The organism is Pseudomonas poae (assembly GCF_001439785.1).
GTDB classification, from domain to species: domain Bacteria; phylum Pseudomonadota; class Gammaproteobacteria; order Pseudomonadales; family Pseudomonadaceae; genus Aquipseudomonas; species Aquipseudomonas poae.
Window position 1 is genome coordinate 33,298 of the sequence record NZ_JYLI01000025.1, and the last position, 13,242, is coordinate 46,539.

Annotated in this window: 16 protein-coding genes; 8 read left to right on the forward strand and 8 right to left on the reverse strand. The window is 61.3% G+C overall.

Translation table 11 applies throughout. The annotated features are described in order from the left end of the window. Positions 1-163: 163 nt before the first annotated feature. From TU75_RS23460 to TU75_RS23480, 6 genes are all read right to left on the reverse strand, one after another. Complete coding sequence (locus TU75_RS23460) at positions 164-1,522, reverse strand: DUF1329 domain-containing protein (RefSeq protein ID WP_060550291.1); 1,359 nt, start codon at positions 1,520-1,522, stop codon at positions 164-166. A 26-nt stretch (positions 1,523-1,548) separates the two neighbouring features. Continuing rightward, positions 1,549-3,339: a DUF1302 domain-containing protein gene (locus TU75_RS23465; protein WP_060550292.1), complete on the reverse strand. Its 1,791-nt coding sequence runs from the start codon at positions 3,337-3,339 to the stop codon at positions 1,549-1,551. A 439-nt stretch (positions 3,340-3,778) separates the two neighbouring features. Next, complete coding sequence (locus tag TU75_RS23470; RefSeq protein ID WP_060550293.1) at positions 3,779-4,690, reverse strand: SDR family oxidoreductase; 912 nt, start codon at positions 4,688-4,690, stop codon at positions 3,779-3,781. 339 nt (positions 4,691-5,029) lie between these two features. Next, positions 5,030-5,938: an alpha/beta fold hydrolase gene (locus tag TU75_RS23475; RefSeq protein WP_015372937.1), complete on the reverse strand. Its 909-nt coding sequence runs from the start codon at positions 5,936-5,938 to the stop codon at positions 5,030-5,032. After that, on the reverse strand, positions 5,938-6,066 hold the full coding sequence (locus tag TU75_RS28355; RefSeq protein ID WP_256094212.1) for a hypothetical protein: 129 nt from the start codon (positions 6,064-6,066) through the stop codon (positions 5,938-5,940). Before TU75_RS28355 ends, TU75_RS23475 begins: the two co-directional genes overlap by 1 nt. A gap of 177 nt (positions 6,067-6,243) precedes the next feature. Beyond that, on the reverse strand, positions 6,244-6,699 hold the full coding sequence (locus tag TU75_RS23480; RefSeq protein WP_015372938.1) for a flavodoxin: 456 nt from the start codon (positions 6,697-6,699) through the stop codon (positions 6,244-6,246). A 127-nt stretch (positions 6,700-6,826) separates the two neighbouring features. Here TU75_RS23480 and TU75_RS23485 point away from each other — a divergent pair, with 127 nt between their 5' ends. Together TU75_RS23485 and TU75_RS23490 are read left to right on the forward strand one after the other, a co-directional pair. After that, complete coding sequence (locus TU75_RS23485) at positions 6,827-7,294, forward strand: PAS domain-containing protein (RefSeq protein WP_003230825.1); 468 nt, start codon at positions 6,827-6,829, stop codon at positions 7,292-7,294. A 58-nt stretch (positions 7,295-7,352) separates the two neighbouring features. Beyond that, positions 7,353-7,958, forward strand: coding sequence for a hypothetical protein (locus tag TU75_RS23490; RefSeq protein WP_060550294.1), 606 nt, complete (start codon positions 7,353-7,355; stop codon positions 7,956-7,958). 2 nt (positions 7,959-7,960) lie between these two features. Here the strand turns inward: TU75_RS23490 and TU75_RS23495 are convergent, their stop codons facing one another. Further along, positions 7,961-8,920 carry a MerR family transcriptional regulator gene (locus TU75_RS23495; protein ID WP_060550295.1) on the reverse strand — a complete coding sequence of 320 codons (960 nt, stop codon included), beginning with the start codon at positions 8,918-8,920 and terminating at the stop codon, positions 7,961-7,963. Positions 8,921-9,133: 213 nt separating this feature from the next. Here TU75_RS23495 and TU75_RS23500 point away from each other — a divergent pair, with 213 nt between their 5' ends. The 6 genes from TU75_RS23500 (at position 9,134) to TU75_RS23525 (ending at position 12,140) form a co-directional block, all read left to right on the forward strand. Continuing rightward, on the forward strand, positions 9,134-9,691 hold the full coding sequence (locus TU75_RS23500; protein ID WP_060550296.1) for a putative antibiotic biosynthesis monooxygenase: 558 nt from the start codon (positions 9,134-9,136) through the stop codon (positions 9,689-9,691). Between the two features lie 57 nt (positions 9,692-9,748). After that, positions 9,749-10,459, forward strand: coding sequence for a dihydromonapterin reductase (gene folM / locus TU75_RS23505; protein WP_060550297.1), 711 nt, complete (start codon positions 9,749-9,751; stop codon positions 10,457-10,459). A gap of 20 nt (positions 10,460-10,479) precedes the next feature. After that, positions 10,480-11,040 (forward strand): GTP cyclohydrolase I FolE, encoded by a 561-nt coding sequence (folE, locus tag TU75_RS23510; protein WP_003230834.1) that lies wholly within the window; start codon positions 10,480-10,482, stop codon positions 11,038-11,040. A gap of 2 nt (positions 11,041-11,042) precedes the next feature. After that, positions 11,043-11,447, forward strand: coding sequence for a dihydroneopterin triphosphate 2'-epimerase (gene folX, locus TU75_RS23515; protein ID WP_003230837.1), 405 nt, complete (start codon positions 11,043-11,045; stop codon positions 11,445-11,447). Between the two features lie 65 nt (positions 11,448-11,512). After that, the gene (locus tag TU75_RS23520) at positions 11,513-11,809 is read left to right on the forward strand and encodes a DUF1244 domain-containing protein (protein WP_003230838.1); all 297 of its coding nucleotides are present in this window, start codon (positions 11,513-11,515) and stop codon (positions 11,807-11,809) included. Then, positions 11,802-12,140, forward strand: coding sequence for a HopJ type III effector protein (locus TU75_RS23525; protein ID WP_003230840.1), 339 nt, complete (start codon positions 11,802-11,804; stop codon positions 12,138-12,140). The genes TU75_RS23520 and TU75_RS23525 overlap by 8 nt, the downstream gene beginning before the upstream one ends. Before the next feature lie 81 nt (positions 12,141-12,221). On the opposite strand, the gene trxB is transcribed toward TU75_RS23525, so the two are convergent. Then, positions 12,222-13,184 (reverse strand): thioredoxin-disulfide reductase, encoded by a 963-nt coding sequence (gene trxB / locus TU75_RS23530; protein WP_003230844.1) that lies wholly within the window; start codon positions 13,182-13,184, stop codon positions 12,222-12,224. Positions 13,185-13,242 lie beyond the last annotated feature (58 nt).

Below are 13,242 nucleotides of genomic sequence, written 5' to 3' on the forward strand. Positions count from 1 at the left end.
GCGTACCCTAGTCCTGGGCTTGGTGGTTGTTGAAGAAGTATTCAGCGGGGTGATTGACGGCCATGCATAAAAGCCGAGGTGCACGCTTATCCAATGTGGGAGCTGACCCACCGCTATCGCAGGCAAGCCAGCTCCCACAGGTTGGTTGGATTTCACCTCACCTTCAGCGCACGCCTTCGGAGCGCAATGCTGCGGGGGTGTAGTCGGCGGCCTTGGCGGCGAAGCCGAACACGAAGCTGCGTTTCTCCTCGTTCTTCATGCCCAGGGCGATGTAACGCCCGGCGATGAGGTCATAGAGGGTTTCGACGGTGTAGGCCGGCACCTGGTGGTCGTAATAGAACTGCGCATGGCCTTCGGCGACGCGCCACAGTTGGCCGCGACCGTCGTAGTGATCCACCAGTGCCACCTGCCAGCTGTCTTCGTCGATGTACATGTGGCGCTTGGCGTAAACATGCCGTTCGCTGGGCTTGACCGTGCCGACCACTTCCCACACGCGGTGCAGCTCGTAGCGGGTCAGGTCCTGGTTGATGTGGCCGGCCTTGATGATGTCGTCGTACTTGAGGCTCGGCGAATCGAGCTTGTAGCTGTTGTAGGGGATGTACATCTCTTTCTTGCCCACCAGCTTCCAGTCGTAGCGGTCGGGCGCGCCGGAGAACATGTCGAAGTTGTCGGTGGTGCGCAGGCCGTCGGAGGCGGTGCCCGGCCCGTCATACGACACTTGCGGCGCACGCCGTACGCGGCGCTGGCCGGCGTTGTAGATCCAGGCCAGGCGCGGCTCTTTCACCTGATCGAGGGTTTCGTGCACCAGCAGCACGTTGCCCGCCAAACGCGCCGGGGCCGTCACCGACTGCTTGAAGAAGCTCAACACGTTGGCCGCCTTGGCCGGGTCCATGTCGGGGATGGCCTGGGGCACCGCCACTTCTTCCTCGAAACGAATCGGCGTGTAGCTGCCGTTGGTCTGCGGCGTGGCCTGGGTGATGATGCGCCGCAGGTTGCCGCCGTGGTAACGGGTAATGTGGTTCCACAACACCTCCACGCCCGTCTTGGGAATCGGGAACGCGTAGTAGCGATTGCCGGTGAAATTCTCCAGGCCGTTGCCATCGTTGATCGTCTTGACGTTCAACGCGCTGCGCTTGATCGACTCGTAGATGTCCGGCGGCAGGTTCACTGTGCGGTGGCTGGGGTACACCGGGATCTTGTAGGTCTCCGGGTAGCGCTTGAACATGGCCACCTGGCCGTCGGAGAGTTTGTCCTTGTACTTGTCAACGGTGGCGGCGGTGATCACGAACAGCGGTTTCTCGCTGGCAAACGGATCGGCCAGGAAGCCTTTGCTGTCCACCACACCGGCGTTTTTCGGGATGCCGCCGGTCCAGGCCGGGATCGAGCCGTCAGCATTGCCGGCTTTTTCGGCGCCGACCGGCGTGAGGGTGGTGCCCAACTGGGCAGCCTCTTGCGGCGAAACCGCCGCCGTCACGTGAGCGGCCAACAGACTCAGGGCCAGCACTGCAATTGTCTTACGCATAAGTTCTTGTCCTTCTTTAAGCCAAATCAGAAGTTCACGCCAAAGCTGAGGGCGAGGAAATCGCGGTCGGTCAGGGTGTTGTAGTCGCCGCCAAAAAAGTCGGTGTAGCTGAGGCTGGCGGTGTACGTGCTGCGGTAATCGGCATCCACGCCGACACTGATGGCCTTGGCGCCTTTGTTGAAGATCCCGTTGGGGCCATAGCCGGCGACGTCATGGGACCAGGACAGGTTGGGCTTGAGGTTCACCCCGGCAATCGCGTTGTTGTAGTCCAGGATCGCCCGCGCACGGTAGCCCCAGGAGGTGGAGGTGACGAAGCCATCGGTGTCGCCCTGGAACCCATAGGCGCCGTACACCGAATCGCGGCCGTAACGCAGTTTGGCTTTGTCTTCCAGGCCGGCAACGTGCACCACCGCCGCCTCGCCCACCAGAGTCAGGCGCTCGGCGCCCAGCACCTGGTCGAAGAACTGGGTCATGGTGCTCTGGATCTGGGTGATTTCCTTGCGCCGGTAACCCACGTTGTCGGCGCCGAACGAGCTGCGGATGGGCGAGGCGGTGTTGCCGGCAATCGGGTTGATCAGCGCCAGGGTCAGGTCGGTGGTGTTCAGTTGCACCGGGGCATTGGGGCGGTAGCTGATTTCGCCGGTCCACGCCGTGCCGGTGGGCAAGGTGGTGGAGAAGCTGGCGCCAAACAGGCGGATGTCCTCCGGGTAGTCGAGATAATACTGGCCTCGGCCGAGCATCAGACTTTGCACCAGGCCCGCACCGGAGCCGGGCGCCACGCGGTTGGCGGCGCCTGCAATGGCACCGAGGGTCGCAAGGCTGGTGTTGTTGGTGATAGTGCCCACGGTGGGCGTGCGGCTGTGGTAGTTCATGAAGTACAGGCCGTACTCGGTGTCGTCGCCGAGCCAGCGCAGGGCCGCGCCGAACTGGCCGGAGTCGCGCGCATCGCGGTCGCCGGCACGCCGTACGATCACCCCTTCATTGGTCGTGCCAAAACCCTGGCCAAACGCGGCCGCCACCGGTTGCAGAGGCCGGATCGCCGGGCTGCCCACCGTGTAGTTATTGGTGCAACCGTCCGCCGCCACATCGCCGCCGAAAAAGGTGCCGCAGTTGTCCAGCACCGTCTGGTCCCATTCCAACTGGTAGAACCCTTCGACGGTGAGCTGGCTGGTGAGGCTCTGAGAGGCGAACAGCATGTTCACCGGGATCAGGCCTTCCTTGATCTCGGCGCCCGGGCGGCGGAACGCAGAGACGTCAACCGGGTTGATGCTGTTGATGGAGTTGCCGATAAACGTGCTTTCGCCCCAACTGACCACTTGCTTGCCGGCGCGCACGGTGCCTGGCAGGTCGCCCAGGGAATAGTTGTGATACACGAAGGCATCGAGGATCTGCGCGCCGCTGGATTTGGCGCCCTCTTTGCGGTTGTGATCGCTGATGGGCTTGAATTCACGGTCTTCGTCCTTGAGCTCGAAGTCGTACCAGTACTTGCCGCGCACGAACACGCCGGTGTCGCCGTATTTCAGCTCAAGGTCATGCAGGCCTTTGAAGATTTTCGAGAAGGTCTCGCCTTTTTTAAAGTTGAGCCGTCCGTCATCGCCCGTGGAAGCCTGGCCGCTGCCACCGTTGACGGTGCCCACCAGCTTGCGGTCGGCATCGCGCATGCCCCAGCTGGCGCCCACCGACAGCGAGGAGTCGAATTGCCCTTCGATCTCGCCAATGTTGAACGAAACAGCCTGCGCCTGGGCACAGCAACCCAAGGCAACCGCAGCGGCCAGCGCCTGTGGCGTGAAGATGGCGCGCATTGTTGTTTTTGTCATGCGTCTTCCCCGGTGAGTGACAGAAGGCTTCACCCTACTGCCGCCCACGGGGAGCGATAAGCGCACCAAGGAGGTATTCGTGTTGTCGCTCGAAAGGATTACCGGCCACGCGGGCCGGGTTCAGGCGCGGGTATGCAGCAGGTGGATGGGAGGCCATCAGAGGAATGGATGGATCGTTACGAAATTTGCAACAGTCCTTGTCCCGATGAGGTATTACTCATTCTGTAACAAACGACTATTCTTGCCGGGCTTTAAGAGCACTGCGCTCGCTCCCACCCCAGGGTGCAAAGCCGGATTCAACCTGATTGATGTTTTTATTCAATCGGTTATCGGTGTTCATTGACGTTTATCTACCGCTCCTTGGTACAACGTCTTATTTCAGCCGCTGCGTTTGCAGCGGCTTTTTTTTGCTTGGGGATTAAAGGAAATCGCGCAACGATCAGAGGCTGTATTTCTGCAAGTTGGCCATCATTTCCTTCAGCGCCTCAATGTTGTCCTGCGGGTGGGCAGCCCCGTTGAAGTCGCAGATCTGCGCCCAATGCGCCGCGACATCCTCAGGGGAGAACCCGGCCTGCGGGTCAAAACCCACGCCCAGGCTGCGCTCCCAGCGGGTCTTGCCGATCCAGCCGCCGCCGACTTCAAACAGGCCCGAAGTGTCCTGGCAGGCCTCGCTGCCCAGGTACACCACCAGCGGGCTGACCAACTCCGGCTTGAGACGCTCGAACACCTGCGGCGGGATCAGGCCTTCGGTCATGCGCGTCGCCCCGGTGGGGGCGATGGCGTTGACCAGGATGTTGTGCTTGCGCCCTTCCAGTGCCAGGGTGCGGGTCAGGCCGTACAGGCCGAGCTTGGCCATGCCGTAGTTGGACTGACCGAAGTTGCCGTAGATGCCCGAAGTGGACGCGGTGAAGATCACCCGACCGTAGGCTTGCTCACGCAAATGCGGCCAGGCGGCGCGGGTGACTTTGTAGGCGCCTTCGACATGCACCCGGTAAACCAGATCCCAATCGCTGTCCTCCATCTTGTGGAAGGTTTTGTCGCGCAGAATGCCGGCGTTATTGACCACCACGTCGATGCGGCCGAAGGCGTCCATGGCGTTCTGCACAATTCTGTCGCCGTCGGTGACCGAATCATGGTTGGCCTGGGCAATGCCGCCGGCCTCACGGATTTCGGCGACAACCCGGTCGGCCGCCGAGGCATTGGCGCCTTCGCCCTGGGCAGAGCCGCCTAGATCGTTGACCAGCACTTTGGCGCCGTGACTGGCAAACAGCAGTGCATGGGCGCGGCCCAACCCGCCGCCGGCACCGGTAACGATCACAACCTTATCCTGGAACTGCACTGACTCACTCATACCGAACTCCACAGGCGACAATGACAATGGACCGAGTGTCCGGCACCGGGCAGACCGTCACAATGAACACGGCCAGGGCTGAATGGTGCGCGATAAGGCAGCGGGATGATTGCGTGGCGAGCAGGCTTGTTGTGGCGCGCAGGTTTGTTGTGGCGAGCGGGCTTGCCCCGCGTTGGGGTGCGAAGCGCCCCCAATCAAGGAAAATGCGGTTTACCTGACCCTGTGCAGAGTCAGGTTTTGGGGCTGCTGCGCAGCCCAACGCAGGACAAGCCTGCTCGCCACAGGGAATCGATTGCCTGAAATAGCTTCTGTGCAGTCAGTAAAACGGCTGACGCGACTCTATCGCGAGCAAGCCCCTTCCCACGCGGTGACGCGCGCAATGTTTGCGCGAAACGTCAGGTAGTGCTTGAGCACCTGCACCGGCGCTTCGATCTGCGGGTAGTGGCCGATGTTGGTCAGCAGCACGGTGTCGGCATGGGGCACCAGTTGATGGTATCGCTCCACCATGTGTGCCCCGGAGATCGGGTCGACCTCGCCATCGATCACGCGCAACGGCACATCGCCCACTTGCATGGCCGCCACCCAGCGATCACGCAGGGTACGGCGCTGAGGCACGTAGGCGATGAGTTTGTGCAGGATGCGCGTGCCGTCGCTGGCGCTGATCAGGCTCCAGAAATCGTCAAGGGCGCTTTCGCTGGGGCGGGTCCGGGGGCCGAAAATCTGGCTGAAGCTGTTGGACAAGGCGTTGCGTCCAAAGGCGCGGCTGATCATCCAGCCCAGTGGGCTGAGCAAGAGCTTTTGGACCAGCGCCGGGCGATGGGTTTCAGGAAACAGCCCGCCGTTGAGGAACACGCAACTGGCCATCTGGAAGCGACCTTCGTAATGCCGGGCCAGCAGTTCCTGGGCGACGCTGTCGCCATAGTCATGGGCCAGCACATGCACGGGCTGCTCAACCCCCAGGTGCTTGAGCAGCGCCTGTTGCAGATCGGCCTGCTCCAGCAGGCAATAGCCGTGGTCCAGTGGCTTGGCCGAATCGCCGAAGCCGAGCATGTCGCAGGCAATCACCAGGTTGCGGTGGGCCAGGGGCTGCCACAGGTAGTGCCAGTCCCAACTGGCGGTGGGAAAGCCATGGATCAGCAGCAGCGGCTCACCCTGGCCGGCCACCCAATAACGAATGGTGTGGCCGCGAAAGTCAAAACTGCGGCTGCGCTTGCGCCAGGCACGCAACGGGATCTCGGCGAGTGGCATCAGGTTTTATACCCCAGGGCTTGCAGGTGGCGTTTGCGCGGCGGCGCCAGGGTCACACGCGTTTGCCGTTCGGCGGCGCTGACCTGGTTTCTGACGTTGGATAGCGATAGAACGGGGGATGGGCTCACGGCGATAACCTCCTTGGCGCATTTCTTATTGTTTTTTTCGTGGTGGGCCAGTCTAGTCAGACACTCTGGCGCGATGAGTTGCCTTCGCAGCCAGCTTGATGACCGTGCGAGTCAGTTGCAAGAATAGTTCGATCGAGGGTCGGCGGCGTCAGAGAAGCGCCGCCAGAAAAGCCGCAATCAGCCGCGCAGGGCCGCCACCAGATCGCCTAGCCAGGGCTCGGCGTCGGCTTCCGGGGTGACACTTTCGCTGGCGTCCAGGCGCAGCATCGGCAGCACTTCGCGCACGCCCAGTTCACTGAACAATTCGCGCATCTGCTCGCCACCGCCGCAAAAGGTATCGCCATAGCTGGCGTCGCCGAGGCCGATAACGGCGCCGGGCAGTCCGCGCCAGGCGGCGGGCAGTTGGTCACGGATGCTCGAATACAACGGCTGCAGATTGTCGGGCAGTTCGCCCATGCCGGTGGTGGACGTCACCGCAAGCAAAGCCTCGGGTGCAAACGCCTGCACATCTGCCAGGGTGGCGCGAGGGTTGTGCCAGGCTTCGAAACCGGCCGCAGTGAGGATGCCGACCGCATGGCGGGCGACTTCTTCAGCCGTGCCGTACACTGAGCCGGAAAGGATGGCGACTTTCATCAATCTGATCCTGTGGTTGAATGAAAGCCTGGGATATTAACAGCTGAGGCAAATATTTCGGTGCGCCCCGTGCAACATCCTGCCGGTGCCATAAACTGCCCTGTGTAAACACGCTTTGGATCGCTTAATGATTAACCCCAACCTGATGCAAATGGTGATCAACGCTTCCAACGACGGCATCGTGGTCGCCGAACGAGAAGGCCGCGAGACGCCGGTGATTTACGTCAACCCGGCTTTCGAGCGCCTGACCGGCTACACCCTCGATGAAATCCTCTATCAGGACTGCCGCTTCCTGCAGACCGGTGACCGCGACCAGCCAGGCCTGACGGTCGTTCGCAAAGCCATGCAGGAGGGTACATCCTGCCGCGAAGTCCTGCGCAACTACCGCAAGGATGGCACGCCGTTCTGGAATGAACTGTCGCTTTCAACGCTGTATAACGAGGCCGACAAGCTGACGTATTTCATCGGTGTGCAAAAGGACGTCACGCTGCAGGTAAAGGCTGAGCAGCGCGTCGTACAACTGGAAGCTGAACTGGCCAGGGTCAAGAGTGAGCTCGCAGCGCTGAAGGCCGCGGCCGGATCGAATAAAGTTTAGAAACCGTGGGCATTAGAATGGATAATCGCCCCTCACTCTTCCTCATTGAGCCCAATCAATGTCACGCGAAGCGCTTCTGACTCAGGACGAGTTGGATTTCATTCAGAACATGCAGCACAACCCTCAGCTCAATCTGAGAGATGCTTCGTCGAGCCTGACGGTCAATGGCGGTGCGCAATTGCGCGACCTGCTCACCCGGCTGGCGGCTCACGACCATGTCACGCTGCAGGCGCAATTCGACAACCAGCAACTCACCTTCCCCCTGCATTTGGTGGAGGACGAGTTCAATGCAGTGCATTTGCGCGTCGGCGTGCCGAGCATCTTTGAAGACGGGCCGATGATCCGCCCATGGCGCCTGGCGCTGGAAACACCGGTGGCGCTGGAAAACATCCGCGGCACCCCCGGCGCGCTGTGGGTGCATCAGGTGTCATTCAAGGGCGTGCTGGTGGAAATGCGTGGCCGCGGCAAGCCGCCCAGGACCTTTTCGCTGTGGTTCAGTCCATCGGGCTACGAGCGTATTTCGCTACGCGGGACGTTCGAGCGGGAGACGGCGCGGGGCTTGTTTGCCTACCGCCTGAGCCAGGGCGATGCAGATGAAACCGAGCGCCTGCGCCAGTTCATCCTGCACGAACATCGCCGAGTGCACCCGCACATGCATGCCTGAATTCAGGCATCCAGCCTCGCGCCGAGAAACTGCTGCAAGCGAGCCTGCATCGACTGCCCGTCATTGCCCAGGCGGCCAATGGCGGAACCGGCCAGGCTTTCGCGAGCCAGGTCCGATGCGTCCCCGGCCAGCAACAGCGGGCAGTCCAGGGTCAGCGCCAGGCGCCTGAGGCGCAGCGGCAGTTCGCTGCCGGGCGCATGATTGGAAAACAACACCAGCGCGCGCGGCCGGGTTTTTTCGCACACCAGCGTCAATTCATCGAAAGGCTGGCCCACACCCAGCACTTTGACCGAGAGCTGATCACTGCTCATCAAGACCCCCGCCACCAGCAACTCCAGCTCACGGCACTCGCCGGCAATGGCCGCCAGCAGCACACGTGGTACGGGCGAAGCGCAGGCCAGCCGCAGACGTTTTGACGTACTGGCACGCAGGAAGTTATCGAAGAACAACCATTCACTGGCCTGGCCGAAGCGGCCCTGGTGGCGCAACAGATCGTTCCACAGCGGCATGAGGATGTCCTGGAACGCTACGCTCGCCGGGTAGGTCGCAAAAATCTGACCGTAGAGGGTCTCCAACTCGGCATCGTCAAAAGCGCTGATGGCGAGCATCAGTCGCGCCTGCCAACTCGGCCATTCACCCTCCTCGTCCGGGTTCTGCTCAGCGCGAACGACCACGGCCTGCTGGTCATCACGGGCGATGATCTTTGCGACCTTGCTGACGGCCAGGCCTCGCTCAATCCAGTCGAGGATGCGATTCACCGTGTCGATATCCGCTCGGGAGTACAGGCGATGCCCGCTTTCGGTGCGCGTGGGCTGGATCAGGGCATAACGACGCTCCCACGCACGCAAGGTGACAGGGTTGACCCCAGTCAACCTGGAGACTTCACGAATCGGAAGCAACTCAGCGGAATTGGAGTCGGCAACCGGGGCGATTTCGTGGACAGGAGTAATGATTTCGGACATCAGGCGGCCAGCAGCATGTATGAAATTGGATCCTATTTAACGCTTTTATACCTTTGTTTTTCAAGGACCGGGCCTATCGGACCAAAGTCGCTGGCGTATTCGCGAAAAACAGGAATAATCCTTGCTTGCTTTTCAACAGAGCTGCAACACCCCGCAGCTTCGTTTGTGCGCCACCTACCCGGTTCAGCGCGCCCGTACATTCGGAGATACACAATGTCTACCTCACCCGTCACCTTGATGGTTGCGCGCCGCGTGGCCAAAGGGCGCTACGCAGAACTGATGGCCTGGCTGCGCGAAGGCGAGCAACTGGCCACGGACTTTCCCGGTTACCTGGGCTCCGGCGTACTGGCCCCGCCGCCCCATGACGATGAGTTCCAGATTATCTTCCGCTTCGCCGACGAAACCACCCTGCACGCCTGGGAGTTTTCCGCCTCGCGCAGTGCCTGGCTGAGCCGTGGCAGCGAGCTGTTTGCCGACCCGTCCGAGCACCGCGTGCGCGGCATCGATGGCTGGTTTGGCGCAGTGGGCGTGCGACCGCCACGCTGGAAGCAGGCAGTGGCGATCTGGCTGGCATTTTTCCCGGTGTCGCTGTTGTTCAACTTTGGCCTGGGGCCACTGCTGGGCGAGCTGGACCTGGTACCGCGCATTCTGGCCAGCACCCTGGCGCTCACACCGTTGATGGTGTTCTGGTTCATCCCACTGTCGACCCACCTGCTGGCCAACTGGCTCCATCCCTCGCCGCCGACCAAGGTCACGCAAGCTCCCGCCTGAGTACAGGGAAGGCCGGTCGCTGGTATAGTTTCAACCTGCCCGCGACCCGAGCTTCCCATGACCGCACCCCTTGCCCCGATCCTGATCACCGGCGGCGCCCAGCGCGTCGGCCTGCATTGTGCCGAGCGATTGCTGGACGCCGGTCAGCCGGTGATTTTCAGCTACCGCAGTGAGCGCCCTGGCGTTCACGCTCTGCGCGAGCGTGGCGCAACCGGCCTGTTTGCCGACTTCTCCAGTGAGGCCGGGATTCTTGCGTTTATCAACGCACTCAAGACCCACACCGATTGCCTGCGCGCCATCATTCATAACGCCTCGACCTGGGTCGCGGAAACGCCGGGCGACGAAAGCCGCGCGTTTAACGACATGTTCAGCGTGCACATGCTTGCGCCTTATCTGATCAACCTGCATTGTTCAACCTTGCTGCAACGCTCGACACCTGCCGATATCGTGCACATCAGCGATGACGTGGTGCGCAAGGGCAGCCACCAGCACGTCGCCTATTGCGCCACCAAGGCCGGGCTCGACAGCCTCACGCTGTCGTTTGCCGCGCAGTTCGCGCCGCTGATCAAGGTCAACGGCATCGCGCCGGCGATGGTGATGTTCAACGAGGGCGACGATGCGGCTTACCGCGAAAAAGTCCTGGCCAAGTCGGCCCTGGGCATCGAGCCCGGGCCGGATGTGATCTATCAGAGTGTTCGTTACCTGCTGGACAACCCCTATGTCACTGGAACCACCCTGACCGTTAACGGTGGGCGGCATATCAAGTAAGCCGTTTTTGAGGATGTTGTATGACTGTATCCCTGCCCCACCACTACCGCGAGATCCTTAAAGGCCTGGGTGAAGACCCGGAGCGCGAAGGCCTGCTCGACACCCCCAAGCGCGCCGCCAAGGCCATGCAGTACCTGTGTCATGGCTACGAGCAGAACCTGGAAACCATCGTCAACGGCGCGCTGTTTGCGTCCGACAACGATGAAATGGTGATCCTCAAGGACATCGAGCTGTATTCGCTGTGCGAGCACCACCTGCTGCCCTTTATCGGCAAGGCCCATGTGGCCTATATTCCGACCGGCAAGGTGCTGGGCCTGTCGAAGCTGGCGCGCATCGTGGACATGTTCGCCCGGCGCCTGCAGATCCAGGAAAACCTCACGCGGCAGATCGCCGACGCCATTCAGGACGTGACCCAGGCCGCCGGCGTGGCGGTGGTGATCGAGGCCCGGCACATGTGCATGATGATGCGCGGCGTGGAAAAACAGAATTCAACCATGAACACTTCGGTGATGCTCGGCGCATTTCGCGAGTCGAGCACCACGCGCATGGAGTTCCTGCAACTGATTGGACGGAGCAAGTAGCAATGCCACAACTTCAACCAGGCATGGCGCGCATCCGGGTCAAGGACCTGTGCCTGCGCACCTTTATCGGCATCAACGAGGATGAAATCCTCAACAAGCAGGACGTGCTGATCAACCTGACCATCCTGTATGCCGCCCAGGCCGCCGTGCGCGACAACGATATCGACCACGCCCTGAATTACCGCACCATCACCAAGGCGATCATTGCCCATGTGGAAGGCAACCGCTTTGCCTTGCTTGAGCGCCTCACCCAGGAACTGCTGGACCTGGTGATGGGCAATGAGTCCGTGCTGTATGCCGAAGTCGAAGTGGACAAGCCCCATGCGCTGCGCTTTGCCGAATCGGTGTCGATTACGTTGGCGGCAAGCCGCCCAGCCTCAAACAACAAGCTTCAACCCACAACTTAAAGCCATCCTCATCCCAACTTGCAGCTTGAAGCTTATCCGCTTGAAGCTGTCTCGAAGAGCCCCCCATGACCGACCAACAACGCCTCGAACTCGAAGCCGCCGCCTTTCGCCGACTGGTGGCGCACCTGGACAGCCGCAAGGATGTGCAGAACATCGACCTGATGAACCTGTCGGGCTTTTGCCGTAACTGCTTGTCCAAGTGGTACAAGGCCGAGGCCGACGAGCGCCAGATCGAACTGAGCCTGGATGACGCCCGGGAAGTGGTGTACGGCATGCCCTACGCCGAGTGGAAAGCCCAGTACCAGCAAGAAGCCAGCGCCGAGCAGCAGGCTGCGTTTGCCAAAGGAAAAACCCATGACTGACCTGAATACCCTGCACGCCAGCCTCAACAGCGGCGAACACGAATTTGCCGACACCCTGGCATTTATCGCCGCCGGTTACGACTACCAGCCGCAAGCTTTCACCAATGGCAGTGTGGAAAACGCTGCCGGGCAGAACGAGGGGTCGTGCAAGACCTTGGGTTTGGCGTTACTGGAAGGCTTGAGCGACCAGCAAGCATTGCTGGCTTTTGGGGAGCATTACCGGTCGGTGGTGTCCACGCCTGAGGGCAGCGACCATGGCAATATTCGCGCGCTGATCGAGCATGGCCTGGCCGGCGTAAAATTTGCGGCACAGCCTCTGACCCGCAAATGAGCCAGACATTTGCCTTGCAGTGTGATTTAGATTGGGCATAAAAAAACCGGCCTCGCAGCCGGTTTTTTCAGTTCAACAGGTTTAGAACGACGCGTCCTTCAACCCATCGAGGTAGCGCTCGGCGTCCAGGGCCGCCATGCAGCCGGCGCCGGCCGAGGTGATGGCTTGGCGGTAAACGTGGTCGGCCACGTCACCGGCGGCGAAGATGCCGTCGATGTTGGTAGCAGTAGCGTTGCCTTCACGGCCGCCCTGCACCACCAGGTAACCGTCCTTGGCCTCGAGCACGCCTTCGAACAACGACGTGTTCGGGGTGTGGCCGATGGCGATGAACACACCATCGACTTTCAACTCGTCGAAGCTGCCGTCGTTGTTTTTCAGGCGCGCACCGGTTACGCCCATGTTGTCGCCCAGGACTTCGTCCAGCGTGGCGTTGAGCTTGAGGATGATTTTGCCTTCAGCGACACGGGCGTGCAGCTTGTCGATCAGAATCTTCTCGGCGCGGAAAGTCTCGCGACGGTGCACCAGGGTCACGGTGCTGGCGATATTGGCCAGGTACAGCGCCTCTTCCACGGCAGTGTTGCCACCACCGACCACGGCCACGGGCTTGTTGCGATAGAAAAAACCGTCGCAGGTGGCGCAGGCGGACACGCCCTTGCCCATGAACGCTTCTTCCGACGGCAGGCCCAGGTAACGGGCGCTGGCGCCAGTGGCGATGATCAGCGCGTCACAGGTGTACACGCCGCTGTCGCCGGTCAGGCTGTAAGGCTTTTTGGAGAAGTCGACGGTGTTGATGTGGTCGAAGACGATCTCGGTTTCGAAGCGCTCGGCGTGCTCCTTCATGCGCTCCATCAGCGCCGGGCCGGTCAGGCCGTGCACGTCGCCCGGCCAGTTGTCGACTTCGGTAGTGGTGGTCAGTTGACCGCCCGCCTGCATGCCGGTGATCAGCAGCGGCTTGAGGTTGGCCCGGGCAGCGTAGACGGCAGCGCTGTAACCGGCAGGGCCGGAACCGAGAATAATCACTCGCGAATGACGGGTATCAGACATGACTCACTCCTGTCGACCGCCCGCAGAACAGGGCGGCTGGAATAAAAAAGGACTGCGA

Coding starts and splice junctions, on each gene's coding strand:
- TU75_RS23460 (WP_060550291.1), bottom strand. CDS start 1,522: ATGCGTAAGACAATTGCAGTGCTGGCCCTGAGTCTGTTGGCCGCTCAC.
- TU75_RS23465 (WP_060550292.1), bottom strand. CDS start 3,339: ATGACAAAAACAACAATGCGCGCCATCTTCACGCCACAGGCGCTGGCC.
- TU75_RS23470 (WP_060550293.1), bottom strand. CDS start 4,690: ATGAGTGAGTCAGTGCAGTTCCAGGATAAGGTTGTGATCGTTACCGGT.
- TU75_RS23475 (WP_015372937.1), bottom strand. CDS start 5,938: ATGCCACTCGCCGAGATCCCGTTGCGTGCCTGGCGCAAGCGCAGCCGC.
- TU75_RS23480 (WP_015372938.1), bottom strand. CDS start 6,699: ATGAAAGTCGCCATCCTTTCCGGCTCAGTGTACGGCACGGCTGAAGAA.
- TU75_RS23485 (WP_003230825.1), top strand. CDS start 6,827: ATGATTAACCCCAACCTGATGCAAATGGTGATCAACGCTTCCAACGAC.
- TU75_RS23490 (WP_060550294.1), top strand. CDS start 7,353: ATGTCACGCGAAGCGCTTCTGACTCAGGACGAGTTGGATTTCATTCAG.
- TU75_RS23495 (WP_060550295.1), bottom strand. CDS start 8,920: ATGTCCGAAATCATTACTCCTGTCCACGAAATCGCCCCGGTTGCCGAC.
- TU75_RS23500 (WP_060550296.1), top strand. CDS start 9,134: ATGTCTACCTCACCCGTCACCTTGATGGTTGCGCGCCGCGTGGCCAAA.
- folM (WP_060550297.1), top strand. CDS start 9,749: ATGACCGCACCCCTTGCCCCGATCCTGATCACCGGCGGCGCCCAGCGC.
- folE (WP_003230834.1), top strand. CDS start 10,480: ATGACTGTATCCCTGCCCCACCACTACCGCGAGATCCTTAAAGGCCTG.
- folX (WP_003230837.1), top strand. CDS start 11,043: ATGCCACAACTTCAACCAGGCATGGCGCGCATCCGGGTCAAGGACCTG.
- TU75_RS23520 (WP_003230838.1), top strand. CDS start 11,513: ATGACCGACCAACAACGCCTCGAACTCGAAGCCGCCGCCTTTCGCCGA.
- TU75_RS23525 (WP_003230840.1), top strand. CDS start 11,802: ATGACTGACCTGAATACCCTGCACGCCAGCCTCAACAGCGGCGAACAC.
- trxB (WP_003230844.1), bottom strand. CDS start 13,184: ATGTCTGATACCCGTCATTCGCGAGTGATTATTCTCGGTTCCGGCCCT.